Raw genomic sequence first — 22,717 nt, 5'->3', positions numbered from 1 at the left:
CCGGAAGTGGATGGGAGAATTCAAACCCAATCACCTCCCCTGCATGGTAACGGGACGCTGTCCGTCCTCTATTCTTGTCTGATGGACCCAGCGGCGTTCTGCTGCGGAGCGCCGAAAGGCCTTAGCTGTGAACCCTGACGGTAACAATCCTCTAATTTCGGATCAATCAGGCTTTACCATTCCTTAGAAAATATCCTGACCACATTGTAACGCAACCGGCCCCGCGCAGTTCGTTTCCGGCGCCACTCAAAGCACCGGCAGGGGCCCTCTAGCGACCGAACATGACAAGTTTACATGCGCTGGCATGTCAGATGCAGCTTAATGCGGCAGCGATGCCGCATAAGACGGCATTAGTCGCGGTGAATATATCTTTTTTAAGGCAAGACAACCGCCCAAATCCTGGCGATTCAATTCCCCCAGAGGTCAATGGTGGCGAGCGCGTCTGCTGTCACCTGATCAATCGCCTGACGGACCTCCTCCGCCGTGAGCCCCTCATTGGTGATAGCGCGCCCAAGGCGCAGCCCCTTAAATTCCCACATCATTGTGGGCTGCAAATCCTTCACTCTCTGCAAGGCCAGCAAGGCAACTTCAGGAGACACGGGACGATCAGTGAGGCGCACCGAAACCCAGAGATATTCCATGTTGCCGGAAAGCTCGACAACAACCGGAAGACGGGTTCCGTCGCGGTCCACCATCACCTCATAGGCAGGCACTCCATCTGAGCTGATATTCGTCGCATTGCCGTAGGTCGCCTCGGCGGCCTGGCGCAGAAAATCGTGGGTCACCCTTGTACTGCTCGCGGCGGCGGACACCGAGGACCCGGTTTTCAAAGCGTCCAGAAGCTGGCGTGCGACCGAGATCAAGGGCGAGTTCGGATACCGCCGGGCCAATTGCCGCTCGGCCTCTCGCGCCAGATCTATCTGGCCGGTCTCGATCAGCTCGGCCAGCATAGCGAACACGCGGTCTTCAGAGGCCCCGCCCAGCGCCGCCAGTATCGCTGCGGTATCGGTGCCGAGGCGGGCGGAGGATGCAGTCTGGTTGGGCGTTTGAGAGGCTGTGTTTGTATGCGGTACTGGCGTAGGCGGCGCCTGAGTTACGGTCGCCGGCTGGCAGTACACATAAATTGCCCTCTGTCCGCATCCCATGTTGAATTCTGTCCAGTAATAGTCGGCCAGCATCTTGCCGTTCGTGATTTCCTCAAAACGGCCATGACGGTGGCCGTTCACGAGCGTGCCGCGATAACCGGACGTGTAAGTGGTACCGTCACTGCTGGTAAGCGCCGTGGTCAGATCGCCGAAACCGGACGCGAGGCCGTTTGTACAGCCACCTGTCCACGTCCAGGGGGTCTCTTTGACTTCCGCGCCAGTGGGATCGTCATAATTATAGAGGTAAAAGCCGCAGCCGCTGGTGGTCGTCATCGTGATCCAGGGGGCGGGCGTCTTATCCCCCTGAGCGATGACAGGCGCGCTGAAAACACTGAGCATCAGCCCGGCAATGACGGCAAACGCCGGGCGCTGTTTCCCGAGATTCTTCATATTGTCCCCCACTCGCCCGTTATCGGCGAACCTGCGCCCAGAGAAACGCCAGCGTCAGCCAAACGCAATAGGGGAAACGATCCGGCGTTCCCTGCCCCGGAATACAAGGGACACGGCACAGACGAAGAAGCGAATGCGGGAGAGAGTGGCTGGGGTGCTAGGATTCGAACCTAGGGTGGCGGTACCAAAAACCGCTGCCTTACCACTTGGCGACACCCCAACAGTGGAAGCGCCAGATAGCCAACCTTTATTGCGCTGGCAACACCCGCTTCCAGCGTTTTGCACACGGATTTGATCTGAAAGGCTGCGGCAAGCGCCCGCAGCAGAGCAGGGCTTTACATTTTATCGATTATCAACAATATCATTCAAGAACTCGTTTGCGCACTCCGCGCGCCCTCAAGGAAGGCCTCCCGGAAATGAAAACTTTTCTGCTGTCCATGGCAGGCGCCTTCACGGCGATGATCCTGTTTATCGTCCTAGGCTTCTTTTTTCTTTTCACGCTTATCGGCATGGCCGTCAGCGCCAAGCCGCCCCACCCCAATAATATTGTCCTGACGCTGGACCTGAACACCAACTATCCCGATCAGGCGCCCTCAGGCGGACTTGCCGCCCTTTCCGGCACGCCGGGCTTCATCGACCTGCTGCTGAAGCTGAAAGAGGCCGAAGCCGACAGCTCGGTGAAAGGCATCTATATCCGCGGCGCCGACATGGGCTTTGGCACGAGCCGCGCGGAAGAACTGCGCCAGGCGCTGAAAAGCTTCCAGGGGTCAGGCAAATTCGTCATTGCCCATTCCCAGGGCATGTTCGGGGCCAGCGGCCCTTCGGCGTTTCACTCGATCGCCGCTGCCGATGAAATCTGGATGCAGCCGGGCACCGATCTGATGGTCACCGGCGTCGTGTTCGAGACCGAGTTCTACAAGGGCCTGTTCGACAAGATCGCCCTGGAGCCGCAGATCTATCCCTTCTACGAATACAAGAACGCGCCCAACTCTTATAATGAGACGAGCTATACCGGCCCCCACCGCGAAGCGATGGAAGCGTTGGCTAATTCCATCTGGGCCACCGCGCTGAGCGACATCGCAGCAGATCGCGGCCTGGAGCCGGGACAGCTGCGCGCGCTTCTGGAAAGCGGCCCGAAAACGGCTGAAAACGCCGTTGAGCTGAAACTGATCGACAAGCTCGGCTGGCCGGAAGACGCCCAAGAGGCCGCCAAGGAACGGGCCGGCAGCGACGACGCCGAGCTGATCGACCTGGCCGGCTATACCTCGCCCGCCAAATATAACAGCAAGGCCCCGCTGATTGCGGTGATCGGCGGCGAAGGCGCCATCGTCACCGGCGGCGCGACGAGCAACTCGCCCTTCTCCGACCCGCCGGCATTTGCCTCGGACGTGATCGCCCGCGCGATTCTCGACGCGGCGGAAGATGATGATGTGAAGGCGATCGTCTTCCGGGTTGACAGCCCCGGAGGCTCTCCGACAGCCTCCGATCAGATCTGGCGCGCTGTGGAGCGGGCCAAGGAAGCGGGCAAACCGGTCGTCGTCTCTATGGGCAGCCTGGCCGCATCGGGCGGCTATTATGTGTCGACCGGCGCGGACGCCATTCTCGCCAACCGCGCCACGCTGACCGGCTCTATCGGCATCTTCGGCGGCAAACTCGCCATTGATGGCACCTTCAACAAGATCGGCGTCACCTTCGACACCGTGACCGTTGGCGGCGACTTTGCTTCCGCCTGGGGCACCGCGCCCTTCACCGAAAGCCAGGAAGCCGAAGTGAAGGCCAGCCTGAAACGCGGCTATGACCGGTTCCTTGCCCATGTCGGCGAAGGCCGCGGCATGACCTATGACCAGGTGCATGAAGTGGCCCGCGGCCGCGTCTGGACCGGGGAAGCGGCCAAGCAGCAGGGCCTTGTCGACGAGATCGGTACCTTCATGGACGCCATCGAGAAAGCCAAATCCCTGGCCGGCATCGAAGCAGACGTGAAACCGCGCCTTGCCTTCTACCCCTACCGCAAGACCGGCTTCGAAGCCCTGGAAGACCTGTTCGGCGTTTCGGCAGAAACCGCCCGCGCCGCCGCCGTCATCAGCACCTTCGCAGGCGACGAGCGCACCCAGGCGCTGCTGGAGGAACTGGCCACCGCAGAGGCCATGAATTCCGGACAGGCCATGGCCATCGGGCCGCGCATCCGCGAACGCTGATTGCTTGCTGCAATTGACCTGACGCGCACCCTCGCCCAACTGGCGGGGGTGTTGCACATTCGGGGCAAGTGATAGCTAGTGCGCCGGGCGCGATTTGAGACGAGACTGACATGAAAATCCTCATAACCGGCGCGGCCGGCTTCATTGGAAGCGAGATGGCACTGCGGCTTCTGAAAGAAGGCCACAGCGTGACCGGTGTGGATTGTTTCACGCCCTATTATGATCCGCAGCTGAAGGAAGACCGCGCCGCCCGCCTGACCACGTTCGAGGGGTTCCGGCTGGAGCGTATCCGCATCGAGGACAGCGAGGCGCTTGAAGCGGTGTTCCGGCGCGATATGCCCGACATGGTGGTGCATTTTGCGGCGCAGGCGGGCGTACGCTACAGCCTCGATCATCCGCGCGACTATATTGACGCCAACATTGTCGGCTCGTTCAACATCATCGAATTTGCCCGCCGCTATAACACGCAGCATCTGGTGCTCGCCTCCACCAGCTCGGCCTATGGGGCGAACCAGAAGTTTCCATTTGAGGAGCGCGACTCGGCCCCCTACCCGCTGACCATCTATGCGGCGACGAAGCTGGCGAGCGAACTGATCGCGCACAGCCATGCGCATCTCTATGGCGTGCCGACAACGGTGCTGCGCTTTTTCAGCGTGTATGGGCCCTGGGGCCGGCCGGATATGGCGTTCTTTCTGTTCACGGACAGGATCTTCAAGGGCCAGCCCATCGACGTGTTCAATCATGGCGACCTCTTGCGCGACTTTACCTATATCGACGATCTGGTGGAGGCGATCCGCCGGCTGATGGATGTTCCGCCCCAACTCGGCAATCACCTCATCCGGGGGGATTCGCTTTCGCCCGTGGCGCCCTACCGGCTCGTGAATATTGGCAATGCCAATCCTGTGCGCCTGATGGACTATATCGACGCGATTGAGGAAGCCACCGGCCGCAAGGCAGAAAAGAACATGATCGACATGCAGCCGGGCGATGTGAAACAGACCTTTGCTGATGTGCGCCTGCTTCAGGCCCTCACGGGGTATACGCCGGACACGGACTATCGCACAGGCATCGCCCGCTTCGTGGACTGGTACCGGGACTATTACAAGCCAGCCTGAACGCCTGCGCGGCCGGCGGCCTGACGAAAATCATCCGGCACCGGCGCTTCGAGCGCCAGCGTTCCGCCCTCGGGATGAGGCACTTCCAGGCGGGCAGCATGCAGCATCACGCGCGGGCCGGTCGCCTGCCCTTCGCCATAGAGGCCATCGCCCAGGATGGGGCAGCCGAGCGACATGAGATGCACCCGGATCTGGTGCATGCGGCCGGTTTCCGGCGAGAGCTGCATGAGGGCCTGATCGCCATTGCGGGCGAGAATTTTCCACCCCGTCCGCGCGCTCTGGGCGCCCTTGCGGCCCTCGCGAGCGAGGATCATCCGCGGGCGCCCGCCTTCCTCGACCTTGACGAGGGCAGCGTCGATCACCCCATGCTCTGCCTGCGGAATTTTTCCTTTCACCAGCGCCAGATAGGTTTTCTGTGTATCGCGGCCGGCAAAGGCGGCTGAGAGGAATGCGGCGGCCGGCTGGGTGCGCGCGGCGATGATGACGCCGGAGGTGCCAAGATCCAGCCGGTGGACAAGGCGCGGGCGTTTGCCATTGGACTTGGCAAACGCCCAGAGTAGATCGTCCAGCGACTGGCCCACCCCGCCCCCACCCTGCGAGGCCATGCCGGAGGGCTTGTTGAACGCCAGGACCGCCGCATCCTCATGGATCAGCAGGCTACGCGCGAGGGCGGCTGCTTCGGCGCTGAGCGCGGGAATATCGCGGTTGCGGGTCATGCGAAGTCTTCCATGAGGCGCTCTATCATCTTCTCCGACATGTCACAGGGAAGGCCATTCTCATAGGCATATGGCAGAAAGATCACCGCCATCGATAAGGCCCATCCGGCGCCGCGCAGCCATTCTGCTTCGCTTGCGCCAAGCGCGGCGCGGAAAACGTCGCGCGCGGGCGCGTCAAACATTGCCCAGGCGCTTAGAAGGTCGCAGGCCGCGTCGCCCACACCGCAGAGCCCCCAGTCGATAACGCCGGTCATCCGCCCGTTTTCGACAAGTATGTTTCCAGGATGGATATCGCCGTGCAACCAGGCGGGCGAGAATGGCGCCTCTGCGCGGAGCGCCTGCGACCAGAGCCGGTTTGCCCAGCCGCTATAAACAGTTGGCAACCGGGCAAGGGCCGCCTCGAATGATGCCGACCGGGCCGCGAGCGGCGCGCCGCGCCAGTTGTTATCGGCGCCGAACCGGAATGCATTTTCCGGCGGCACGCTGCGCAGGAACGCGCAGAAGGACGCAAGCCGTCCCGCCTCTGCCGGACTGGCGAGCGCACTGGCCGTCAGCGGAATACCGGGCAGCCATGTCAGGACGGACCACGGATACGGAAAGGCTTCACTGGGCTTGCCCTTACCATAGACTGTGGGCACCGTAATCGGCGCGCCGGCAAAGCGCGGCAAAGCGTCTGCCTCCCGACGTGCAGTGCCCGTGGCCCAGGAAACCCTGGGAAAACGAGCACAGAGATCGCTACCGATACGGATAATTGTGTTGTCCGTACCCAGGGAAGGTTGCGCGGAAATTTCAAGTCCTGCAAGCTCCGGGAACTGACGGGCGATCAGGTCTGCCGCGATCTCCGGGTCAATCGGTTGGAGGGAGGAGGCGTCAGGCATCCATCCGAACGGCTCTTGCGAGCCGGCCCTCACCTCCCACGCCCGCTGGGCGTGGGCCCCTCCTCTCCCGGAGGGAGAGGGGCTGGGACGTCACCACAAGCGCCAAGCTTAGCCCCCTCCCTCGAAGTGGGATAGGCGGCGGCGCCAGAAGCGTTTATTCATCACGCCGCCCCTTCCGCATCTCCGCAAACCGCGCAAGTTGCTCCGCAATCGGCTTCTCGCGTCCTGCGCCTTTGGGGGTGTAGAATTCCAGGCGGCCCATGGCGTCTGGGAAATAGTTCTGGCCGGAGAAGCCTTCCTCCGTATCGTGATCATAGACATAGCCGGAGCCATAGCCCTGATCCTTCATCATGGAGGTGGGCGCGTTGAGGATGTGTTTCGGCGGCATCAGGCTGCCGGTTTCGGCGGCGGCGCGGCGGGCGGCCTTGTAGGCGACGTAAGCGGCGTTGGATTTGGGCGCGGTGGCAAGATGAATGACGGCGTGGGCGAGCATCAGTTCGCCTTCCGGCGAGCCGAGGCGTTCATAGGCGCGGGCCGCTTCGCCGCAGATCATCAGGGCGGTGGGGTCAGCAAGGCCGATATCCTCGCTTGCCATGCGGATGAGGCGGCGGGCGATGAAGAGCGGGTCTTCGCCCCCTTCCAGCATCCGGGCGAACCAGTAGAGCGCCGCATCGGGATCTGATCCGCGCACGGATTTGTGCAGGGCGGAGATGAGGTTGTAATGCTCCTCACGGTCCTTGTCATAGGCGGCGGCGCGTTTCTGCAGGCCGGTGGCGATTTCCTCCAGGCTGAGCAGGCCCGGCTCGCCGCGCATGGCGTAGGCCTGTTCGACCAGGTTCAGGAGGTAACGCCCGTCCCCATCGGCCATGCGGATCAGCGCTTCGCGCGCCTCGGGCACGGCCGGCAGGCGGCGGCCCATTGCCTTTTCCGCGCGCGTCATCAGCTCTCGCAGGTCGGTGTCTTCAAGGCGTTTGAGCACCATGACCTGGCAGCGGGAGAGAAGCGCGCCGTTGAGTTCGAAGCTGGGGTTTTCGGTGGTGGCGCCCACCAGCGTGACCGTGCCGCTTTCCACGAAAGGCAGGAAGCCATCTTGCTGGGAGCGGTTGAAGCGGTGGATCTCGTCCACGAAGAGGAGCGTGCCCTTGCCGATGCGGCGGCGGGCCTCGGCCTTGTCGAAGGCGGCGCGCAGATCCTTGACGCCGGAGAAGATGGCGGAGAGCGCCTCAAACTCAAGATCGGTTTCCTGCGCCAGCAGCCGGGCTATCGTCGTCTTGCCGACGCCGGGCGGACCCCAGAGGATCATGGAAACGAGGCGCCCATTGCGCAGCATGGCCCCGATGGGCCCATCCGGCCCGATCAGATGCCCCTGCCCGACCACTTCGGACAGCTTCTTGGGACGCAGCCGGTCTGCCAGCGGGCGGGGCGCGCCTTCATCGAGGCCGGCGGCGGAAAAAAGATCGCTCATGGGTGTGTTCTAGGACTTTGGGCGGGGCGTGGTAAGGTGGGGATTGGGAGGAAATATAAAATGACCCTGACTGTTATCCCATCCGATATGGCCTGCGGCGCGCAGGTGCGCGGTGTGGATCTTTCGCAGCCGATCTCCGTTGATCTTGCCGCGGATATCCGTGGCGCCTGGCTCGAGCATCAGGTGATCTGCTTTCCGGATCAGCAGCTCAGCGATGATGATCTGGAGCGGTTTACCCTCGCCTTTGGGCCGTTTGGCGATGATCCTTTCATCGCGCCGATACCGGGGCGCCAGCATATCATCGCGGTGAAACGGGCGGCGGATGAAACCTCGCCGATCTTTGCCGAAAGCTGGCATTCGGACTGGAGCTTTCAGGAGAGGCCGCCCCAGGGCACCTGCCTTTATGGCATCACCATTCCGCCCGAGGGCGGCGATACGCTGTTCGTGAACCAGTATAAGGCGCTGACCGAAATGCCCACAGACCTGCGCCGCCGCATCGAGGGGAAGAAAGCGGTCCACTCAGCGCGCAATGCCTATTCGCCAAAGGGCATGTATGGCGCCGGTGACAAGGGCCGCAGCATGGACATCCGCGCCTCCGATGAAGCCGACGCCACCCATACCCACCCTTTCATCCGCACACATCCGGAAACGGGGCACGAGAGCCTGTTTGGCTGCGCGGGCTATATCGTGGGCGTCGAAGGCATCGACCAGCAGGAAGCCTGGGATCTGGTGACCGAGGTTTACCGCTGGCAGACGCGGCCGGAGTTTCAATACCGGCACCGCTGGCAGAAAGGCATGCTGCTGATGTGGGACAATCGCTGCACGCTGCACATGGCCACCGGCGGCTATGCCGGCCATGACCGGCTGCTGCACCGCACGACGATCGGGGCGGCTTAGGGAGCCGGGGCGCCAGGGGCCGGATCCCGGAGATTTGTTTTGCAAATTCCGGGATGACGGCAAGCGGCGTGGGGCGCGATCAGGTGCGGACCGTGCCCCGCACGATACGGCCGTTGCGCTCGATTTCGATGTCCCATTCGCGGGTGTTCTGTTTCAGGACTTCCTGAATTTCCTTCACCGTCTTGGTCTGTTTTCCGTTCACGGAGCGGATGATGTCGCCGGGGCGGAAATAGTTGCGCGAGATGGTGCCGCGCGTGACGGAGTGCACATAGATGCCCGAGCCGCGCGTGAAGGGATCAAGGCCGTTTTCTTCGGCAAGGCGCGGCGAGAGCTCGATCACGCGGGCGCCGTTGAAGACCGACCCGTTGGTGAGGAGGACGATATCGGCCTCCGTAGCGCCCGGTGGCGGCTCGACGCGCACATTGATGGTCTGGTTTCTGCCGCCGCGCAGCACGGAGAGCTTGGCTTGCTCGCCGGGATTGCGGATGGCGGCGAGGAATTTCAGGCCCTTCTCATCGAACACTTCGCGGTCATCAATCGCGGTCACGAGATCGCCCCGGCGCAGGCCTGCGCGCTCGGCCGGGCCGCCGGGATAGACTTCGGTGACCATGACGCCGACGGGGCGTGTAAGCCCTTGCGCCTTGGCAATGTCAAAGCTGACCGACTGGGCCGCCAGGCCAAGCCAGGGGCGCACGAAGGTGCCACCATTGACGGCCGCGTCCACTACGCGCTTGACCATTTCCGCCGGGATCGCAAAGCCGATGCCGACCGAGCCGCCCGTGCGCGAGAAGATCGCCGTGTTCACGCCGACGAGTTCGCCGCGCGTGTTGATGAGCGCGCCGCCGGAATTGCCGGGGTTCACCGCCGCATCGGTCTGGATGAAGAAAGAGTAGTCGTTGATGCCAACGTCCGTCCGCGCGGTGGCGGAGATGATGCCGTTGGTGACCGTCTGGCCAACGCCGAAGGGGTTACCGATCGCAAGGACCAGATCACCCACCTGCGCGTCGCGCGTATCGGCAAAGGGCAGCACCGGCAGGCGTTCGCCCTCGGTGTCGATCTTCAGGACTGCTAGGTCTGTGCGTTCGTCGCCGAGCAGCAGTTCGGCAGCGTATTCCCGCCGGTCGCTGAGGACGACGCGAAAAGTGTCGGCGCCCTGGATGACGTGGTTGTTGGTGACGATGATGCCATCGGCGCCAACGATGACGCCGGAGCCGAGCGAGTTCTGCACCCGGCTCTGCGGGGCGACGCCGAACATCAGCTGCTCCAGCGTCATCCCGCGCTGGGAGACATTCTTCTCGGTGTAGACGTTGACCACGGCCGGTGAGGCCTGGCGCACGAGGGGCGCGAAGGTGAGGCTGATCTCAGCCGTCGAGGCAGGGACGCGCCCGGCCGGCGCGCCTTGCGCAAAAACGGGCATAATTACCATGGTCAGGGCCATGATCACGGCGAGGAAGGCCGCCGCAAGGAGCTTGGAAGCGTGTCGGGTCATGATCGTGAGATGGGTCATGATCATGGCTGTATTCCGGAGCGAATTATGGCGCAATCGCGCCCGCATGACATTTCAGACAGGTCATACCGCCGCAGGGACGCCTGCACATTCCCGCGGCGGCAGAAGCTCTGTTATAGCGCATCCTGTTCTGACTGCCGCAGTCTCAGCTTTTCGAGATTGTCGGCATGGCTCTCGCGGCTGATGCGGTAAAAGCTGATGCAGATGAGCATCAGGGTCCAGGCGGTGAGCAGCGAGATGCCATAGCCCCAGCCGAGCATGCGAATCGATTCCGGCGTGGCGGCCTCAACGCCCCCGCCCTGCGAGAGGCCGGCAACGGCCAGCACCATGGAGGCGGTAATCACCCCTGCCCCCTGCGACAGCTTCCGGATGAAGCTGATGCCGGCAAAGAAGATGCCTTCCGAGCGCCGGCCCGTCTGCAACTCGGAATCTTCCACAATATCGGCCACCATCGAGGCGAGCAGCATCTGGGTGGCGATGATCAGCGAAAGGTCGAAGATCGTGATCGAGATTATGATCAGGAAGAGTTCGGGCGAGCCATTGGGCGGCAAGAGGCCGAAGAGGCGCAGGAAAACGGGAAGCGGCGCAATGGCGAAGGCCAGCGCGCCGATGGTCATGGCGCCGCGCTTCTTGCCGAAGGTCTTGCCGACCATGGGCGCGATGATCAGGGCAAGGACAGCCGAGATATAGACGCCCATGGTGAGGTTGGCGATCTGGGTGTTGTCGAACTCCCAGAAAATCGTGTTGATATACTGGTTGAGGGTTGCGGAGATGCCGGTGGCGATCAGGCCGCAGAGTGTCGCCAGGAACAGCGCCCGGAAAGACGGGTTGGAGATCGTCTCGAAGATTTCGCCGAAGATCTTGCCCAGGGTCAGGTTCCGCGCCGGCGGGGCCGCCTTCAGGCGGGGGATGTGGCTGTGCGTGCCGAGGGCGCAGATGGCGACGGCAGTGAAGATGCAAACAGCCGCAATCGTACCGTAGGTTTTCCAGCCGTCTATGTTGAAGACCCCGACCGGAATTTCCTCCGTAGGCACCAGCAGGAAGCGGAACAGCAGGATCTGGATCGTCAGCCCGCCAAACCAGCCGAAGAAGTACCGCAGCGACATCAGCGAGGTGCGCTCGTCATAGTCGGAGGTGAGTTCTGCAGACAGCGCGGAGCTGGGCACATCATAGAAGGTGAAACTGATCCGCACGAGGATGGTGGTAGCCACCAGCCAGGGGAAGAGATCATTTCCGGTCATGCCTTCGGGCGGGTTCCAGGTGAGGAAATAGGTGATCGCCGTCGGGATCAGCGCCGCATACATGAAGGGATGGCGGCGGCCGAAACGGGTGCGCATATTATCCGACCAGTAGCCAACGACGGGGTCTGACACCGCATCGATGATCAGCGCAATCAGCAGCGCCACGCCGACCAGGCCGGCATCCACGCCCATGATATTGCTGTAGAAGAACAACAGCGCGTAATCGAAGCCATTGTTCTTGATGCCATCCGCCGCGCCGCCGATTCCAAACGACAAGCGCGTGAACAGGCCCGGCTTACCAGCCTGGGTAACCGCCATTCAATTCCTCCCGATGTAATGCGTGTTGCTTGGGCCGCTAAAGGCCCAGCACCATCTTCGCTATGATGTTGCGCTGAATCTCGTTGGACCCGGCGTAGATAGAGGTCTTCCTGTAATTGAAGTAGCTGGGCGCCGCCGTGAGGAGATGCTCCGGTGTCGGAGATTCGGCATTGGTGCCGGGCTCTGCCAGGGCGAGCGTATCCTGCACGAAGGGATTGCCGTAGATGCCGGCAGCCTCCAGCGCGAGCTCTGTGATTTCCTGCTGAACCTCGGAGCCCTGATATTTCAGCATCGAGCTTTCCGGGCCGACATTCTGACCCGCAGACAGGGCCGAGAGAACGCGCTGCTCGGTGGCGTCGAGTGCCTGAACACGGATCTCGGTGCGCGCCAGCTTGCGGGCAAAATCAGGATCGCGCAGGACCGGCACATCCCCGGCCATTTCCTTGGACGCGATCTTGCGCACCTTGCGCAGCATGTTGCGCAGGCCGGAGGCATAGGCGTTGCCCCGCTCGAATTCGAGCAGATACTTGGCATAGGTCCAGCCCTTGTTCTCCTCGCCGATCAGAGCGTCCTTGATCTTGACGCGGACATTCTCGAAGAAAACCTGGTTGATCTCGTGCTGGCCTTCGGCCGGGCCGTCGAGCGTGGGCAGCGGGCGGATGGTGATGCCCGGCAGCGTCATCGGGAACACGATGAAGCTGATCCCCTCCTGCGGCTTGCCGCTCTTGTCGGTGCGCACGAGGCAGAAGATCATGTCAGCCCACTGGGCCAGCGTCGTCCAGATCTTCGAGCCATTGAGCACATATTCGTCGCCATCGCGCACGGCGCTCATCTGCAGGCCGGCAAGGTCTGAGCCTGCGCCGGGCTCCGAATAGCCCTGGCACCACCAGACATCGGAAGAGAGGATTTTCGGAAGGTGTTCCTTCTTCTGCGCCTCATTGCCGAACGCCATGATGACCGGGGCCACCATCGAGACACCGAACGGGGCGACATTGGGCGTGCCCGCGCCGGAAAGCTCGGCATGGAGGATGTGGCGCTGCGTGGCGCTGAGGCCGGGCCCGCCATATTCCTTCGGCCAGTTGGGAGCGATCCACCCTTTCGACGCCAGTTTCTTCTGCCAGGCCACCTGGCTTGCCTTGTCGACATAGCCATTCTTGGTGAGCGCCATTTTCGCACGCAGTTCAGCATCGAAGTTTTCCGCGATCCAGTCGCGCACTTCCTGCTGGAACTTCTGATCGGCTGGCGAAAGCGAGAGGTCCATGGGCGGGGGCTCCGGTTGGGCTGTTATTCTACGATGTCGTAATACTGGACGTCGGGCGCGCCGGCGAGGACGGCGCCGAGCTTGGGACCGGCTGCCTTGAAATATTCGGTCTGGCCATGGGATTTCAGCGCATCGGCCGAGGCATACTGTTCCATGAAGATATATTCGGTGGACGAGCCTTTGGTCTTGTAGAGCTGATAGGTCAGGCAGCCCGGCTCATTCGCCTTGACCTTGGCCATGAGGTCCTTGGCGACCTGCTCAAACTCCGCCTGTTTGCCGTCCTGGATTTTCAGCTTTGCGACTACGCCAATCATGAGGTTCCTCCGCGAATTATCGTTCTTCGCTACAGTATGGCGTCCGCGCCCGGCGGCAAGCCTATCCCGGCGTCAGCCCTCAAGGATTTGATCGGCCTGCCGGGCCTTGCGGGAGTTACAGATATCTGGCGAATTTGTTATGCTGCCTATGTTGGGTGGAACGGAATTTGCTCTAGTTTTCCTCAAACGCAACGATCAACCGGCAACGCACCGATGCTGACTTCCATAAACACGGCAACTTTCAAACCTTTACCTCAAGGCGTCGACCCAGGCTCGATCCTCGCGGTGATCCCTGCCCTCAACGAAGCGCGCCATATCGAGACATGCATTCGCTCGCTGATGCATGGCAGCCCCCTGCTCCGGCTTGTGCCGCTGACGGTGGCCGACGGGGGCAGCACGGACGAGACGGTCGCCATCGTGAAGCGGCTGATGGCAGAGTTCCCGAATCTGCGGCTGTTGGTAAACGAGAAGCGCCTTCAATCGGCGGCGATCAATCTTGCCGCCGCCGGCCACGCCACCCCCGGCACACGCTGGCTGATCCGGTGCGATGCTCATTCGACTTATCCGCCGAACTTCATCCTGCATGTCGCCGAAACGCTGAAGCGCACCGGGGCCGCCTCTGTCGTGATCCCGATGGACGCGGTGGGCGAGACCTGTTTCGAGAAGGCCAATGCCTGGATCGTCGACACGCTTCTCGGCTCGGGGGGATCGGCCCATCGCGGCGGGCGCAAGTCTCACTATGTCGATCATGGCCACCATGCCGGCTTTGACATTGTTTGGTTCCGCAGCGTGGGCGGCTATGACGAAGCCTTCTCTCATAATGAAGACGCCGAATATGATTACCGCGTCTGCAAGGGGGGTGGCAGGGTGTGGCTCGATGCCGATATCCGCATCGCCTACACGCCGCGCGGATCCGTCAGGGCCCTGGCGCGGCAGTATTTCAACTATGGTAAAGGCCGGGCGAAAAACCTGCGCAAACACAAGGCCAGATTGAAACTGCGCCAGGCGACGCCCATCTTGATAACGGCTCTCTGTCTGACCGGCCTCGTGGCGGGCCTCTTTCAGTGGCAGGCATTCATGTTGCCTGCGGGCTATCTGAGCGTGCTGGCTGGCGCCTCTGCGGCAATTGCCTTGAAGCACAAATCGGTCTGCGGCCTGCTGTCAGGCGTGGCTGCCGGCACAATGCATCTGGCCTGGGCCGCCGGATTTACTTGGGAAAGTGTTGCCGGGAAGCGGTAAAACTCACATCCGTTTTCTTGGTTTTACAAGGTTAATCGGATAAGTTGCCCGCTACCGGGGATAACTATGATGGTTTTGACCAGAGGAAAGCTTGCGGATGCCCTGAGGGCCCGGTTTGGCCAGTTTAGCCGCTCGGCGGACGCGGCGCGTCGCACTATCCTTTCCCAATTTCGCACATCGCCGTCCGAAGAGGACGTTGCCGCTTCTGGCGACACATCCCTCGCCCCGCCCGCCCTGCAGCGGATAACTCAGGCGCCCGATGGGCTGTGCCTTTACGCTGTGGGCGATATCCATGGCCGGATGGACCTGTTGCTGCGCCTGGTAGAGCAGATAGATGCCGACGCGGCCCAGCTGCCTGAGGAGGTTAAGCCGCAGATCATTTTCCTGGGCGATTATATCGACCGCGGCCTGCAATCACGCGATGTGATCGAGTATTTTACCAGCGGCGCCCTGGACCGGTATGACCCCGTTTTCCTGCTCGGGAACCATGAAGAGGCGCTGCTCCGCTTCCTTCAGGAGGTTAATTTCGGCACCCAGTGGACGCGCTTTGGCGGCGGCGAGACACTTTATTCTTATGGCTTCGCGCCGCCCAACAGCCGGGCCAGCCTGAATTCGCATGAAGAGATGGCCAAGGTCCGCGAAGCCTGGACAAAACTCTGGGAGGCTTTCCGCGAACGTCTGCCGGAAAGCCATCTCAGTTTTTTCCAGTCGCTGAAACCCTATCATGTCGCGGGCGATTACCTGTTCGTCCATGCAGGCCTGCGTCCTGGACTGAGCCTCGAGAAGCAGAGCCAGCGGGACATGCTGTGGATCCGCGAGGAGTTCCTCGACGATGCGCTGCCCTTTGATCACCTGATTGTTCACGGGCACACGCCGGAAGACGCAATCCATAGGGATGACCGCAGGATTGGCCTTGATACGGGGGCGTTCCTCACGGGAAAGCTGTCCGCAGCGCGCCTTTTCGGCACAGATGTTGCTTTTCTTAATACCTGAAATCTAGTGATTATGGCTTCCGGGACCCCGTCATCCCGCGAACGAATTCAGGAGACCCTGCAGCATGCTGACGCTTCGCTCCTTTCTGGCCATCATGGCCCTCGCCCTCGGACTGATGGTTTCCGCCTGCGGCACCACCAGCCCCACTGCCGGCGCCCGTGACGCCGGCATAACCACACAGTCCCAGATCGCAACAGCCTATACGCTGGGCTCCAGCGACCGGCTGCGCGTGACCGTCTTCGGCCACCCCACCCTGTCGGGTGAGTTCGAAGTGGACGGCACGGGCGCCATCTCGATGCCGCTGATCGGCCAGGTCGCCGCGGTTGGCCTCTCGACGGTCGATCTGGAAAGCGCCGTCGCGACCAAGCTCGCCGATGGTTATGTGCTAGACCCGCGCGTGAGTGTCGAGGTTATCAACTATCGTCCTTATTATATCCTCGGTGAGGTCGGCCGGGCCGGCGAATATCCTTATACGAGCGGTTTGACGGTTCAGAACGCTGTTGCGGCTGCGGGCGGATTCTCCTATCGGGCGAACAAGCGCGTCGTGTATATCAAGAGCATGGATGCCAATCAGGAGGTCGCCTACGATCTGACCCCGTCTACGGTGGTGAGGCCGGGCGACACGATCCGAATCGGCGAGCGGATTTTCTAAGTATCGACTCCTTCAACAGACAGAAGAGAAAGCGCCGCTCATTGCGGCGCTTTTTTTGTGTCTTGAGCGAATATGGGACAGCTTGTTGCGATCCATTCATGTTTAACAAACGATAAACCATTGCGACTGACCCGCGCTGCGGCAGACTGTGCCAATATTTGACGAATACTTCGCCTGAAAGGAGAAAGTTTAAGAAAGCCCTTATTTCGCAAACGCGAAAGTGGTATACGAATTGCAAACGCCAATACATGAGCTCCGCGCGGCCAGGTCATATGGGGACTAAGGCTGAAAAGCAGTCGCGCGGATTAACAAGTGTAACGCGGCGTAGAGTACAAAGGGGACTACCAATGGAATTCCGGATCACCGACACGACGGGCGGTGTCGAGGAGGACGGCTTTGTCATTAGCGAGCCGCGCCGGCCGAACCCGCGCAACTCGTTCACGGCGAAGCGCGCCCTCGACATTCTTGCTGCTTCGCTGGGCCTGATCTTTCTTGCTCCGCTGCTTCTGATCGTTGCCCTGATGGTGCGCCTTCAGGATGGTCAGGCAGCGATTTTCTCGCACACTCGCTACGGCCAGTATGGCCGCACGTTCAAATGCTACAAGCTGCGCTCCATGGTGCCGGATGCGGCAGAGCGGCTGCAGGCGCTGCTGGAGTCCAACCCGGACGCCAAGCGCGAATGGGAACTGACCCAGAAGCTGACGCATGATCCGCGCATCACCCCGCTGGGCCGCTTCATCCGCGCCACCTCGATCGACGAACTTCCCCAGCTCATCAATGTGCTGAAAGGAGACATGTCGCTCGTCGGTCCGCGTCCGATCTCGCTCTCCGAGCGCGGCAAATATGGTGAGCATTTCGCCGACTATTGCAGCGTTCGCCCCGGCATTACCGGCCTCTGGCAGATCAGCGGCCGCAGCAAGATCAGCTATCCGGAGCGCGTCCGCATTGACATCTCCTATGCTCAGACCCGCTCTTTCTGGGGCGATGTGATGATCATCCTCAAGACTATCCCGGCAGTCCTCAAATCCGAGGGCGCCTGGTAACAGGACTAGGACTAAAAAAAGCGGCTTGCTGGGAGCCGCTTTTTCTACTTCCTTTTGAAGTATGATCTGGGGGGAACAGGCTCTTGGCGGGGCCTGTTTTTGAGTGGCTGATGTTCGTGGGTAGCTGGGTGAAATTGAGTGACGATGCCACCGCCCGGCTTGGCGCTGTGTTCGGGATAATCCTGATCGGGCTGCTGGCGGGTTCGGTGCTGACGGCGCCTGTTGAGGTCGCCCCGGTTGGGGTTGTCTCGCATAACCCGCATGAAGAGGCCCACCTGCCCGTCGAACAGATCCCTGTTCCGGAGGGCTATCCCCCCATGGCGCCGGATGCGGCGGCGGGCGCCTCCTTCCTCCATAATTTCGGCGACGGCCACGACCCCACCCGCTGGTACAAGGCCAATATGACCTACCCCTCCCCGCATCCGGCCTGGCTGGCGCGGCATATTCATTTCTTCGACGACCGGGTGGAGCTGGAGCTGCGCCGGATGCGTGTGGGCAGCAAGACACTCGCCGGCGCCGAATATCAGCGCCGCGGTCTCTATTCCTTCGGGCGGATCGAAGTGGTGATGACGCCGGCGCCCGGCTCCGGCACGGTCAGCGCCCTGTTTACCCACACCTCCGAACAGTTCGGCGCCCAGCATGACGAGATCGACATTGAATTCCTCGGCAGGGATCTCAACATGGTCACCGGCAACTACTTCACCGATGGCGAGCCCTATCGCTATCTCGAGATTCCCCTGCCCTTCGATGCCAGCAAGGAAGTCCACCTTTATGCCTTTGACTGGGAGCCCGGCCGGATCCGCTGGTATGTGGACGGCGAGCTGATGCATACGGCAACGCATGACGAGCACCCCATCCCGCAGAACCCCAGCCGGATCATCATCCAGCTCTGGAGCGGGCAGGAAGAACAGTTTCAATGGCACGGCCCGCCCACCTTCGAGGATGGCACCCGCGCGGCCTATTACTGCATCAGCTATCTGAAAGCGGGCGATACCGGGCCGCAATGTTCCGACACGTTCGATCCGGTTGCCGCCAATGCCGGCCGCGCCGCGAACTGAGCTCTTGGCGGAATGGCGGCGTCCGGATTGGCAGGCTATGACGGGCCATGAGCGGGCTTGAACCTTTCCTTCTGCCGGCCGGCGTGATCGCCGGCATCCTGGCAGGCGCCGGCCTGGACGATCTGGCCGTAAAATATGCCCGCAAGGCGGCCGCGCGCGGAGAGGCGGTGGCCGGGCCACGCCCGTTCCTGGCCGGGATTGCCGGCGCGGGGGTGACGGCGGCGGGCATACTGCTATGGCCGGAAAGCCTGATACTTCTTTGTTTTACAATAGCTTTCGGCTGGTTGCTTCTGGCGCTCGCGCTGATCGACCTGCGCAGCTATCTGCTGCCTGACAGGCTGAACCTGGCGGTCTTCCTTCTGGGCGGGCTCATGGCCGCCCTCTTCCGCCAGGAAAGCTGGGGCTGGCATCTGGCGGGCGCAGCGGCCGGTTTCGGCCTGCTCTGGCTGGTCGAGATCAGCTATCTGCGGCTGCGCGGGATTCATGGGCTGGGCCGCGGCGACGCCAAACTGCTGGGCGCCATCGGAATGTGGACCGGGCTGACAGGGATTCCCCCCGTCCTGCTGATCGCGTCGCTGGCGGCGATCCTGAGCGTTGTTCTCCGGGCAGCCCTGAAGCGCCAGGCTGTATCCGGACACTCCATGATCGCCTTCGGGCCGTGGATCGCGCTGGGCGGGTATATCGTCTGGCTGTTTCCCCAGCTCCTGCCGGCATGACCGGCCCGCGAAGCCTGCAAACATAATAAGAGATAGAAGAGCGCGCTTCCGAGCCGCGTGTTTCCGCAGACCGCCCCTGCCCCATTGCGAGGGCATCCCCAAGGGAGACGCGAGCGGGCGGCCCCCAAAGCGATATCCCAGGCGAGAAGCAATGCCCATAAAGGAAAAGCCCCTGATCTCCGCGAGGAAATCAGGGGCCTTTTTGGGTGCGGGAACAGGATTTGAACCTGTGACCTTCAGGTTATGAGCCTGACGAGCTACCGGACTGCTCCATCCCGCGTCAATTCTGTCTTGTTCCCGAAGCATCGCTGCGCCTGAAACAAAAAACCGGCCCGCCGGTATGGCTGGGGCCGGCCCGGGCCACCTTGATCGACAAGATCGCGGTGGCTGACCGCCCGAAAGCGGCCGTAGTGTAAGAGAAAGACGTGTCTGCAAGAATTACAATCGGTATCTGGGCTCTGCAGACCCGGCAGCGACCTACTCTCCCACGCCTTAAGACGTAGTACCATCGGCGCAAGGGGGCTTAACGACGGAGTTCGGGATGGGATCCGGTGGGGACCCCCTGCCATTACCACCAGGTCGGCGGAAACCAGCTAGCGATTGTAAGAAACCAAAATGTCTTTGACTGAACTCGTCAGTGAAAGTCTGAGCTTTCAACTACACATGAGTTTCAGGGATCAAGCCTATCGAGCAATTAGTATCAGTTAGCTTCATGCCTCGCGGCACTTCCACACCTGACCTATCGACGTCCTGGTCTTGGACGGCTCTCAGGGATACCTGGTTTTGAGGTTAGTTTCCCGCTTAGATGCTTTCAGCGGTTATCTAGTCCACACATAGCTACCCTGCAATGCGGCTGGCGCCACAACAGGTCCACCAGAGGTGTGTTCATCCCGGTCCTCTCGTACTAGGGACAAATCCTCTCAAGTATCCAACACCCACGGCAGATAGGGACCAAACTGTCTCGCGACGTTCTGAACCCAGCTCACGTACCACTTTAATCGGCGAACAGCCGAACCCTTGGGACCTTCTCCAGCCCCAGGATGTGATGAGCCGACATCGAGGTGCCAAACGATGCCGTCGATATGGACTCTTGGGCATCATCAGCCTGTTATCCCCGGAGTACCTTTTATCCGTTGAGCGATGGCCCTTCCACGCGGGACCACCGGATCACTATGACCGACTTTCGTCTCTGCTCGCTCCGTCGAGCTCGCAGTCAGGCAGGCTTATGCCATTGCACTCAACGAGCGATGTCCGACCGCTCTGAGCCTACCATCGCGCGCCTCCGTTACACTTTGGGAGGCGACCGCCCCAGTCAAACTACCCGCCACACAGGGTCCCGGCCCCATCCAGGGGCGCGGTTAGACATCAAAGAAGACAAGGGTGGTATTTCAAGGTTGGCTCCACTCCAGCTGGCGCCAGAGCTTCAAAGCCTCCCACCTATCCTACACATATATTCTTTAATGCCACTGTGAAGCTGTAGTAAAGGTTCACGGGGTCTTTCCGTCTGACCGCGGGTACCCCGCATCTTCACGGGGAATTCAATTTCGCTGAGTCTATGTTGGAGACAGTGGGGAAGTCGTTACGCCATTCGTGCAGGTCGGAACTTACCCGACAAGGAATTTCGCTACCTTAGGACCGTTATAGTTACGGCCGCCGTTCACCGGGGCTTCAATTCAATGCTTGCACATCTCCTTTTAACCTTCCGGCACCGGGCAGGCGTCAGACCCTATACGTCATCTTGCGATTTCGCAGAGCCCTGTGTTTTTGATAAACAGTCGCAACCCCCAGTTTTGTGCCCCTCAGTACTGGTTGCCCAATATGAGGCCTCCTTCTCCCGAAGTTACGGAGGTAATTTGCCGAGTTCCTTCAACATAGTTCTCTCAAGCGCCTTGGTATGCTCTACCAGTCCACCTGTGTCGGTTTAGGGTACGGTCTAATAGGGAGGCTATTTCCAGGGACCCCCAGGCTGCACTCACAATCCAGTAAGTTCATACAGCTTTCGGAATCCGTCACTCATCCCTCGGCCCACGAATATTAACGTGGTTCCCATCGGCTACGCCTTTCGGCCTGACCTTAGGGGCCGGCTAACCCTGCGCAGATTAGCTTTACGCAGGAACCCTTGGACTTTCGGCGAGAGGGTCTCTCACCCTCTTTGTCGCTACTCATGTCAACATTCTCACTTCCGATACCTCCAGCAAACCTCACGGTTCACCTTCATTGGCTTACGGAACGCTCCGCTACCGCTCTTACGAGCCCGCGATTTCGGCGCATAACTTTAGTCCCGATACATTTTCCGCGCAGGATCGCTTGATCAGTGAGCTGTTACGCTTTCTTTAAAGGATGGCTGCTTCTAAGCCAACCTCCTGATTGTCTCAGCAATCCCACATCGTTTCGCACTTAGCTATGACTTGGGGGCCTTAATCGGCGGTCTGGGTTGTTTCCCTTTTCACGACGGACGTTAGCACCCGCCGTGTGTCTGCCACGTATAACTTCCAGGTATTCGGAGTTTGATAAGGTTTGGTAATCCGGTAAGGACCCCTAGCCCATTCAGTGCTCTACCCCCTGGAGTCTCAACCGTGACGCTCTACCTAAATAGATTTCGCGGAGAACCAGCTATCAGCAAGTTTGATTGGCCTTTCACCCCTAGGCACAGGTCATCCGAGAATTTTTCAACATTCAACGGTTCGGCCCTCCAGTGCGTGTTACCGCACCTTCAGCCTGCCCATACCTAGATCACTTGCCTTCGGGTCTAATGCTACGTACTCAGTCGCCCTATTCAGACTCGCTTTCGCTGTGCCTACACCTAACGGCTTAAGCTTGCACGCAACACTAAGTCGTTGACCCATTATACAAAAGGTACGAGGTCACTCCGAAGAGCTCCCTCAGCTTGTAGGCATCCGGTTTCAGGATCTGTTTCACTCCCCTCATCGGGGTTCTTTTCATCATTCCCTCACGGTACTTGTTCACTATCGGTCGGTAAGGAGTACTTAGGCTTGGAGGGTGGTCCCCCCATTTTCAGACAGGATTTCACGTGTCCCGCCCTACTCTAAAAGGTCTTCATTTTACGGATACGGGGCTATCACCCACTATGGCGTACCTTCCCAGATACTTCTCCTTGTTTCAGACCAGGCCTGGTCCGCGTTCGCTCGCCACTACTAACGGAGTCTCAATTGATGTCCTTTCCTCCGGGTACTCAGATGTTTCAATTCCCCGGGTTCGCTTTTTAAACCTATGTATTCAGTTTAAAATACCTCACTATTGAAATGTCAGACATGTCGAGCGCCGAAGCGCTCGAATTATCCAACATCTCGGAGGTGGGTTTCCCCATTCAGAAATCACCGGATCAAAGGGTGCTCTCGCCTCCCCGGTGCTTATCGCAGAGTGCCACGTCTTTCATCGCCTCTTACCGCCAAGACATCCCCCGGATGCCCTTTTGACGCTTGATCTCATAAAACCCATGTGCAGTGGAAAGCGCAGAGCGCTTCACTGACACAGAGTTTCAGTCAGACATTGTTGGTTTCTTGCAGACTAACCCTTTGAAGCGCACCCGTTGCCAGGCACGCTCTATCGGCTG

General features: G+C 60.6%; 17 protein-coding genes, 2 tRNA genes and 2 rRNA genes. 9 read left to right on the top strand and 12 right to left on the bottom strand.

Annotation, left to right across the window (positions count from 1 at the left end; genetic code table 11):
- Positions 1 to 407: 407 nt before the first annotated feature.
- Both ACQKI2_RS16060 and ACQKI2_RS16055 read right to left on the bottom strand, forming a co-directional pair.
- Positions 408 to 1,535, bottom strand: coding sequence for a hypothetical protein (locus ACQKI2_RS16060; protein WP_427380638.1), 1,128 nt, complete (start codon positions 1,533 to 1,535; stop codon positions 408 to 410).
- 146 nt (positions 1,536 to 1,681) lie between these two features.
- A tRNA-Gln gene (locus ACQKI2_RS16055) sits at positions 1,682 to 1,755 on the bottom strand.
- A gap of 196 nt (positions 1,756 to 1,951) precedes the next feature.
- On the opposite strand from ACQKI2_RS16055, the gene sppA reads away from it, so the two are divergent.
- Together sppA and ACQKI2_RS16045 are read left to right on the top strand one after the other, a co-directional pair.
- Positions 1,952 to 3,730: a signal peptide peptidase SppA gene (sppA, locus tag ACQKI2_RS16050; protein WP_427380637.1), complete on the top strand. Its 1,779-nt coding sequence runs from the start codon at positions 1,952 to 1,954 to the stop codon at positions 3,728 to 3,730.
- 110 nt (positions 3,731 to 3,840) lie between these two features.
- Entirely contained in the window at positions 3,841 to 4,845 is a 1,005-nt protein-coding gene (locus ACQKI2_RS16045) for an NAD-dependent epimerase/dehydratase family protein (RefSeq protein WP_427380636.1), read from the top strand.
- On the opposite strand, the gene ACQKI2_RS16040 is transcribed toward ACQKI2_RS16045, so the two are convergent.
- The 3 genes from ACQKI2_RS16040 to ACQKI2_RS16030 form a co-directional block, all read right to left on the bottom strand.
- Complete coding sequence (locus ACQKI2_RS16040; RefSeq protein ID WP_427380635.1) at positions 4,830 to 5,561, bottom strand: RluA family pseudouridine synthase; 732 nt, start codon at positions 5,559 to 5,561, stop codon at positions 4,830 to 4,832. The two genes, ACQKI2_RS16045 and ACQKI2_RS16040, sit on opposite strands and share 16 nt — an antisense overlap.
- A complete protein-coding gene (locus ACQKI2_RS16035; protein ID WP_427380634.1) occupies positions 5,558 to 6,439 on the bottom strand; it encodes an aminoglycoside phosphotransferase family protein in 882 nt (293 codons plus the stop codon). The genes ACQKI2_RS16040 and ACQKI2_RS16035 overlap by 4 nt, the downstream gene beginning before the upstream one ends.
- Positions 6,440 to 6,593: 154 nt before the next feature.
- On the bottom strand, positions 6,594 to 7,904 hold the full coding sequence (locus ACQKI2_RS16030; protein WP_427380633.1) for a replication-associated recombination protein A: 1,311 nt from the start codon (positions 7,902 to 7,904) through the stop codon (positions 6,594 to 6,596).
- 60 nt (positions 7,905 to 7,964) lie between these two features.
- On the opposite strand from ACQKI2_RS16030, the gene ACQKI2_RS16025 reads away from it, so the two are divergent.
- On the top strand, positions 7,965 to 8,801 hold the full coding sequence (locus tag ACQKI2_RS16025; protein WP_427380632.1) for a TauD/TfdA dioxygenase family protein: 837 nt from the start codon (positions 7,965 to 7,967) through the stop codon (positions 8,799 to 8,801).
- A gap of 79 nt (positions 8,802 to 8,880) precedes the next feature.
- Here ACQKI2_RS16025 and ACQKI2_RS16020 read toward each other — a convergent pair whose 3' ends face one another.
- The 4 genes from ACQKI2_RS16020 to ACQKI2_RS16005 all read right to left on the bottom strand — a co-directional run bounded on the left by ACQKI2_RS16020 (position 8,881) and on the right by ACQKI2_RS16005 (position 13,442).
- Positions 8,881 to 10,314, bottom strand: coding sequence for a Do family serine endopeptidase (locus ACQKI2_RS16020; protein ID WP_427380631.1), 1,434 nt, complete (start codon positions 10,312 to 10,314; stop codon positions 8,881 to 8,883).
- Between the two features lie 107 nt (positions 10,315 to 10,421).
- On the bottom strand, positions 10,422 to 11,867 hold the full coding sequence (locus ACQKI2_RS16015; RefSeq protein ID WP_427380630.1) for an MFS transporter: 1,446 nt from the start codon (positions 11,865 to 11,867) through the stop codon (positions 10,422 to 10,424).
- Positions 11,868 to 11,904: 37 nt separating this feature from the next.
- Entirely contained in the window at positions 11,905 to 13,128 is a 1,224-nt protein-coding gene (locus tag ACQKI2_RS16010; protein ID WP_427380629.1) for an acyl-CoA dehydrogenase family protein, read from the bottom strand.
- Positions 13,129 to 13,151: 23 nt separating this feature from the next.
- Positions 13,152 to 13,442, bottom strand: a complete 291-nt coding sequence (locus ACQKI2_RS16005) for a putative quinol monooxygenase (RefSeq protein WP_035599787.1) — start codon at positions 13,440 to 13,442, stop codon at positions 13,152 to 13,154.
- 213 nt (positions 13,443 to 13,655) lie between these two features.
- Here ACQKI2_RS16005 and ACQKI2_RS16000 point away from each other — a divergent pair, with 213 nt between their 5' ends.
- The 6 genes from ACQKI2_RS16000 to ACQKI2_RS15975 all read left to right on the top strand — a co-directional run bounded on the left by ACQKI2_RS16000 (position 13,656) and on the right by ACQKI2_RS15975 (position 19,143).
- Positions 13,656 to 14,681, top strand: coding sequence for a glycosyltransferase family 2 protein (locus tag ACQKI2_RS16000; RefSeq protein ID WP_427380628.1), 1,026 nt, complete (start codon positions 13,656 to 13,658; stop codon positions 14,679 to 14,681).
- Positions 14,682 to 14,747: 66 nt separating this feature from the next.
- A complete protein-coding gene (locus ACQKI2_RS15995; protein ID WP_427380627.1) occupies positions 14,748 to 15,674 on the top strand; it encodes a metallophosphoesterase family protein in 927 nt (308 codons plus the stop codon).
- A gap of 64 nt (positions 15,675 to 15,738) precedes the next feature.
- Entirely contained in the window at positions 15,739 to 16,326 is a 588-nt protein-coding gene (locus ACQKI2_RS15990; RefSeq protein WP_427380626.1) for a polysaccharide biosynthesis/export family protein, read from the top strand.
- 347 nt (positions 16,327 to 16,673) lie between these two features.
- Positions 16,674 to 17,369, top strand: a complete 696-nt coding sequence (locus tag ACQKI2_RS15985) for a sugar transferase (protein WP_427380625.1) — start codon at positions 16,674 to 16,676, stop codon at positions 17,367 to 17,369.
- Between the two features lie 83 nt (positions 17,370 to 17,452).
- Positions 17,453 to 18,427: a family 16 glycosylhydrolase gene (locus ACQKI2_RS15980; protein WP_427380624.1), complete on the top strand. Its 975-nt coding sequence runs from the start codon at positions 17,453 to 17,455 to the stop codon at positions 18,425 to 18,427.
- Positions 18,428 to 18,474: 47 nt separating this feature from the next.
- Positions 18,475 to 19,143, top strand: coding sequence for a prepilin peptidase (locus ACQKI2_RS15975; RefSeq protein ID WP_427380623.1), 669 nt, complete (start codon positions 18,475 to 18,477; stop codon positions 19,141 to 19,143).
- A gap of 203 nt (positions 19,144 to 19,346) precedes the next feature.
- On the opposite strand, the gene ACQKI2_RS15970 is transcribed toward ACQKI2_RS15975, so the two are convergent.
- From ACQKI2_RS15970 to ACQKI2_RS15960, 3 genes are all read right to left on the bottom strand, one after another.
- Positions 19,347 to 19,423: transfer RNA gene (locus ACQKI2_RS15970), tRNA-Met, on the bottom strand.
- 184 nt (positions 19,424 to 19,607) lie between these two features.
- Positions 19,608 to 19,722, bottom strand: a 5S ribosomal RNA gene (gene rrf, locus ACQKI2_RS15965).
- A gap of 94 nt (positions 19,723 to 19,816) precedes the next feature.
- Positions 19,817 to 22,589 (bottom strand): 23S ribosomal RNA (locus tag ACQKI2_RS15960).
- Between the last annotated feature and the right edge of the window lie 128 nt (positions 22,590 to 22,717).

Source organism: Hyphomonas sp. NPDC076881, from assembly GCF_050269995.1.
Classification (GTDB): domain Bacteria; phylum Pseudomonadota; class Alphaproteobacteria; order Caulobacterales; family Hyphomonadaceae; genus Hyphomonas.
This window is presented reverse-complemented; position numbering and strand designations above follow the sequence as displayed.

Excerpts from the sequence above, each read along its gene's own strand:
- ACQKI2_RS16060 (WP_427380638.1), bottom strand. The coding sequence starts at position 1,535 with ATGAAGAATCTCGGGAAACAGCGCCCGGCGTTTGCCGTCATTGCCGGG.
- sppA (WP_427380637.1), top strand. The coding sequence starts at position 1,952 with ATGAAAACTTTTCTGCTGTCCATGGCAGGCGCCTTCACGGCGATGATC.
- ACQKI2_RS16045 (WP_427380636.1), top strand. The coding sequence starts at position 3,841 with ATGAAAATCCTCATAACCGGCGCGGCCGGCTTCATTGGAAGCGAGATG.
- ACQKI2_RS16040 (WP_427380635.1), bottom strand. The coding sequence starts at position 5,561 with ATGACCCGCAACCGCGATATTCCCGCGCTCAGCGCCGAAGCAGCCGCC.
- ACQKI2_RS16035 (WP_427380634.1), bottom strand. The coding sequence starts at position 6,439 with ATGCCTGACGCCTCCTCCCTCCAACCGATTGACCCGGAGATCGCGGCA.
- ACQKI2_RS16030 (WP_427380633.1), bottom strand. The coding sequence starts at position 7,904 with ATGAGCGATCTTTTTTCCGCCGCCGGCCTCGATGAAGGCGCGCCCCGC.
- ACQKI2_RS16025 (WP_427380632.1), top strand. The coding sequence starts at position 7,965 with ATGACCCTGACTGTTATCCCATCCGATATGGCCTGCGGCGCGCAGGTG.
- ACQKI2_RS16020 (WP_427380631.1), bottom strand. The coding sequence starts at position 10,314 with ATGATCATGACCCATCTCACGATCATGACCCGACACGCTTCCAAGCTC.
- ACQKI2_RS16015 (WP_427380630.1), bottom strand. The coding sequence starts at position 11,867 with ATGGCGGTTACCCAGGCTGGTAAGCCGGGCCTGTTCACGCGCTTGTCG.
- ACQKI2_RS16010 (WP_427380629.1), bottom strand. The coding sequence starts at position 13,128 with ATGGACCTCTCGCTTTCGCCAGCCGATCAGAAGTTCCAGCAGGAAGTG.
- ACQKI2_RS16005 (WP_035599787.1), bottom strand. The coding sequence starts at position 13,442 with ATGATTGGCGTAGTCGCAAAGCTGAAAATCCAGGACGGCAAACAGGCG.
- ACQKI2_RS16000 (WP_427380628.1), top strand. The coding sequence starts at position 13,656 with ATGCTGACTTCCATAAACACGGCAACTTTCAAACCTTTACCTCAAGGC.
- ACQKI2_RS15995 (WP_427380627.1), top strand. The coding sequence starts at position 14,748 with ATGATGGTTTTGACCAGAGGAAAGCTTGCGGATGCCCTGAGGGCCCGG.
- ACQKI2_RS15990 (WP_427380626.1), top strand. The coding sequence starts at position 15,739 with ATGCTGACGCTTCGCTCCTTTCTGGCCATCATGGCCCTCGCCCTCGGA.
- ACQKI2_RS15985 (WP_427380625.1), top strand. The coding sequence starts at position 16,674 with ATGGAATTCCGGATCACCGACACGACGGGCGGTGTCGAGGAGGACGGC.
- ACQKI2_RS15975 (WP_427380623.1), top strand. The coding sequence starts at position 18,475 with ATGAGCGGGCTTGAACCTTTCCTTCTGCCGGCCGGCGTGATCGCCGGC.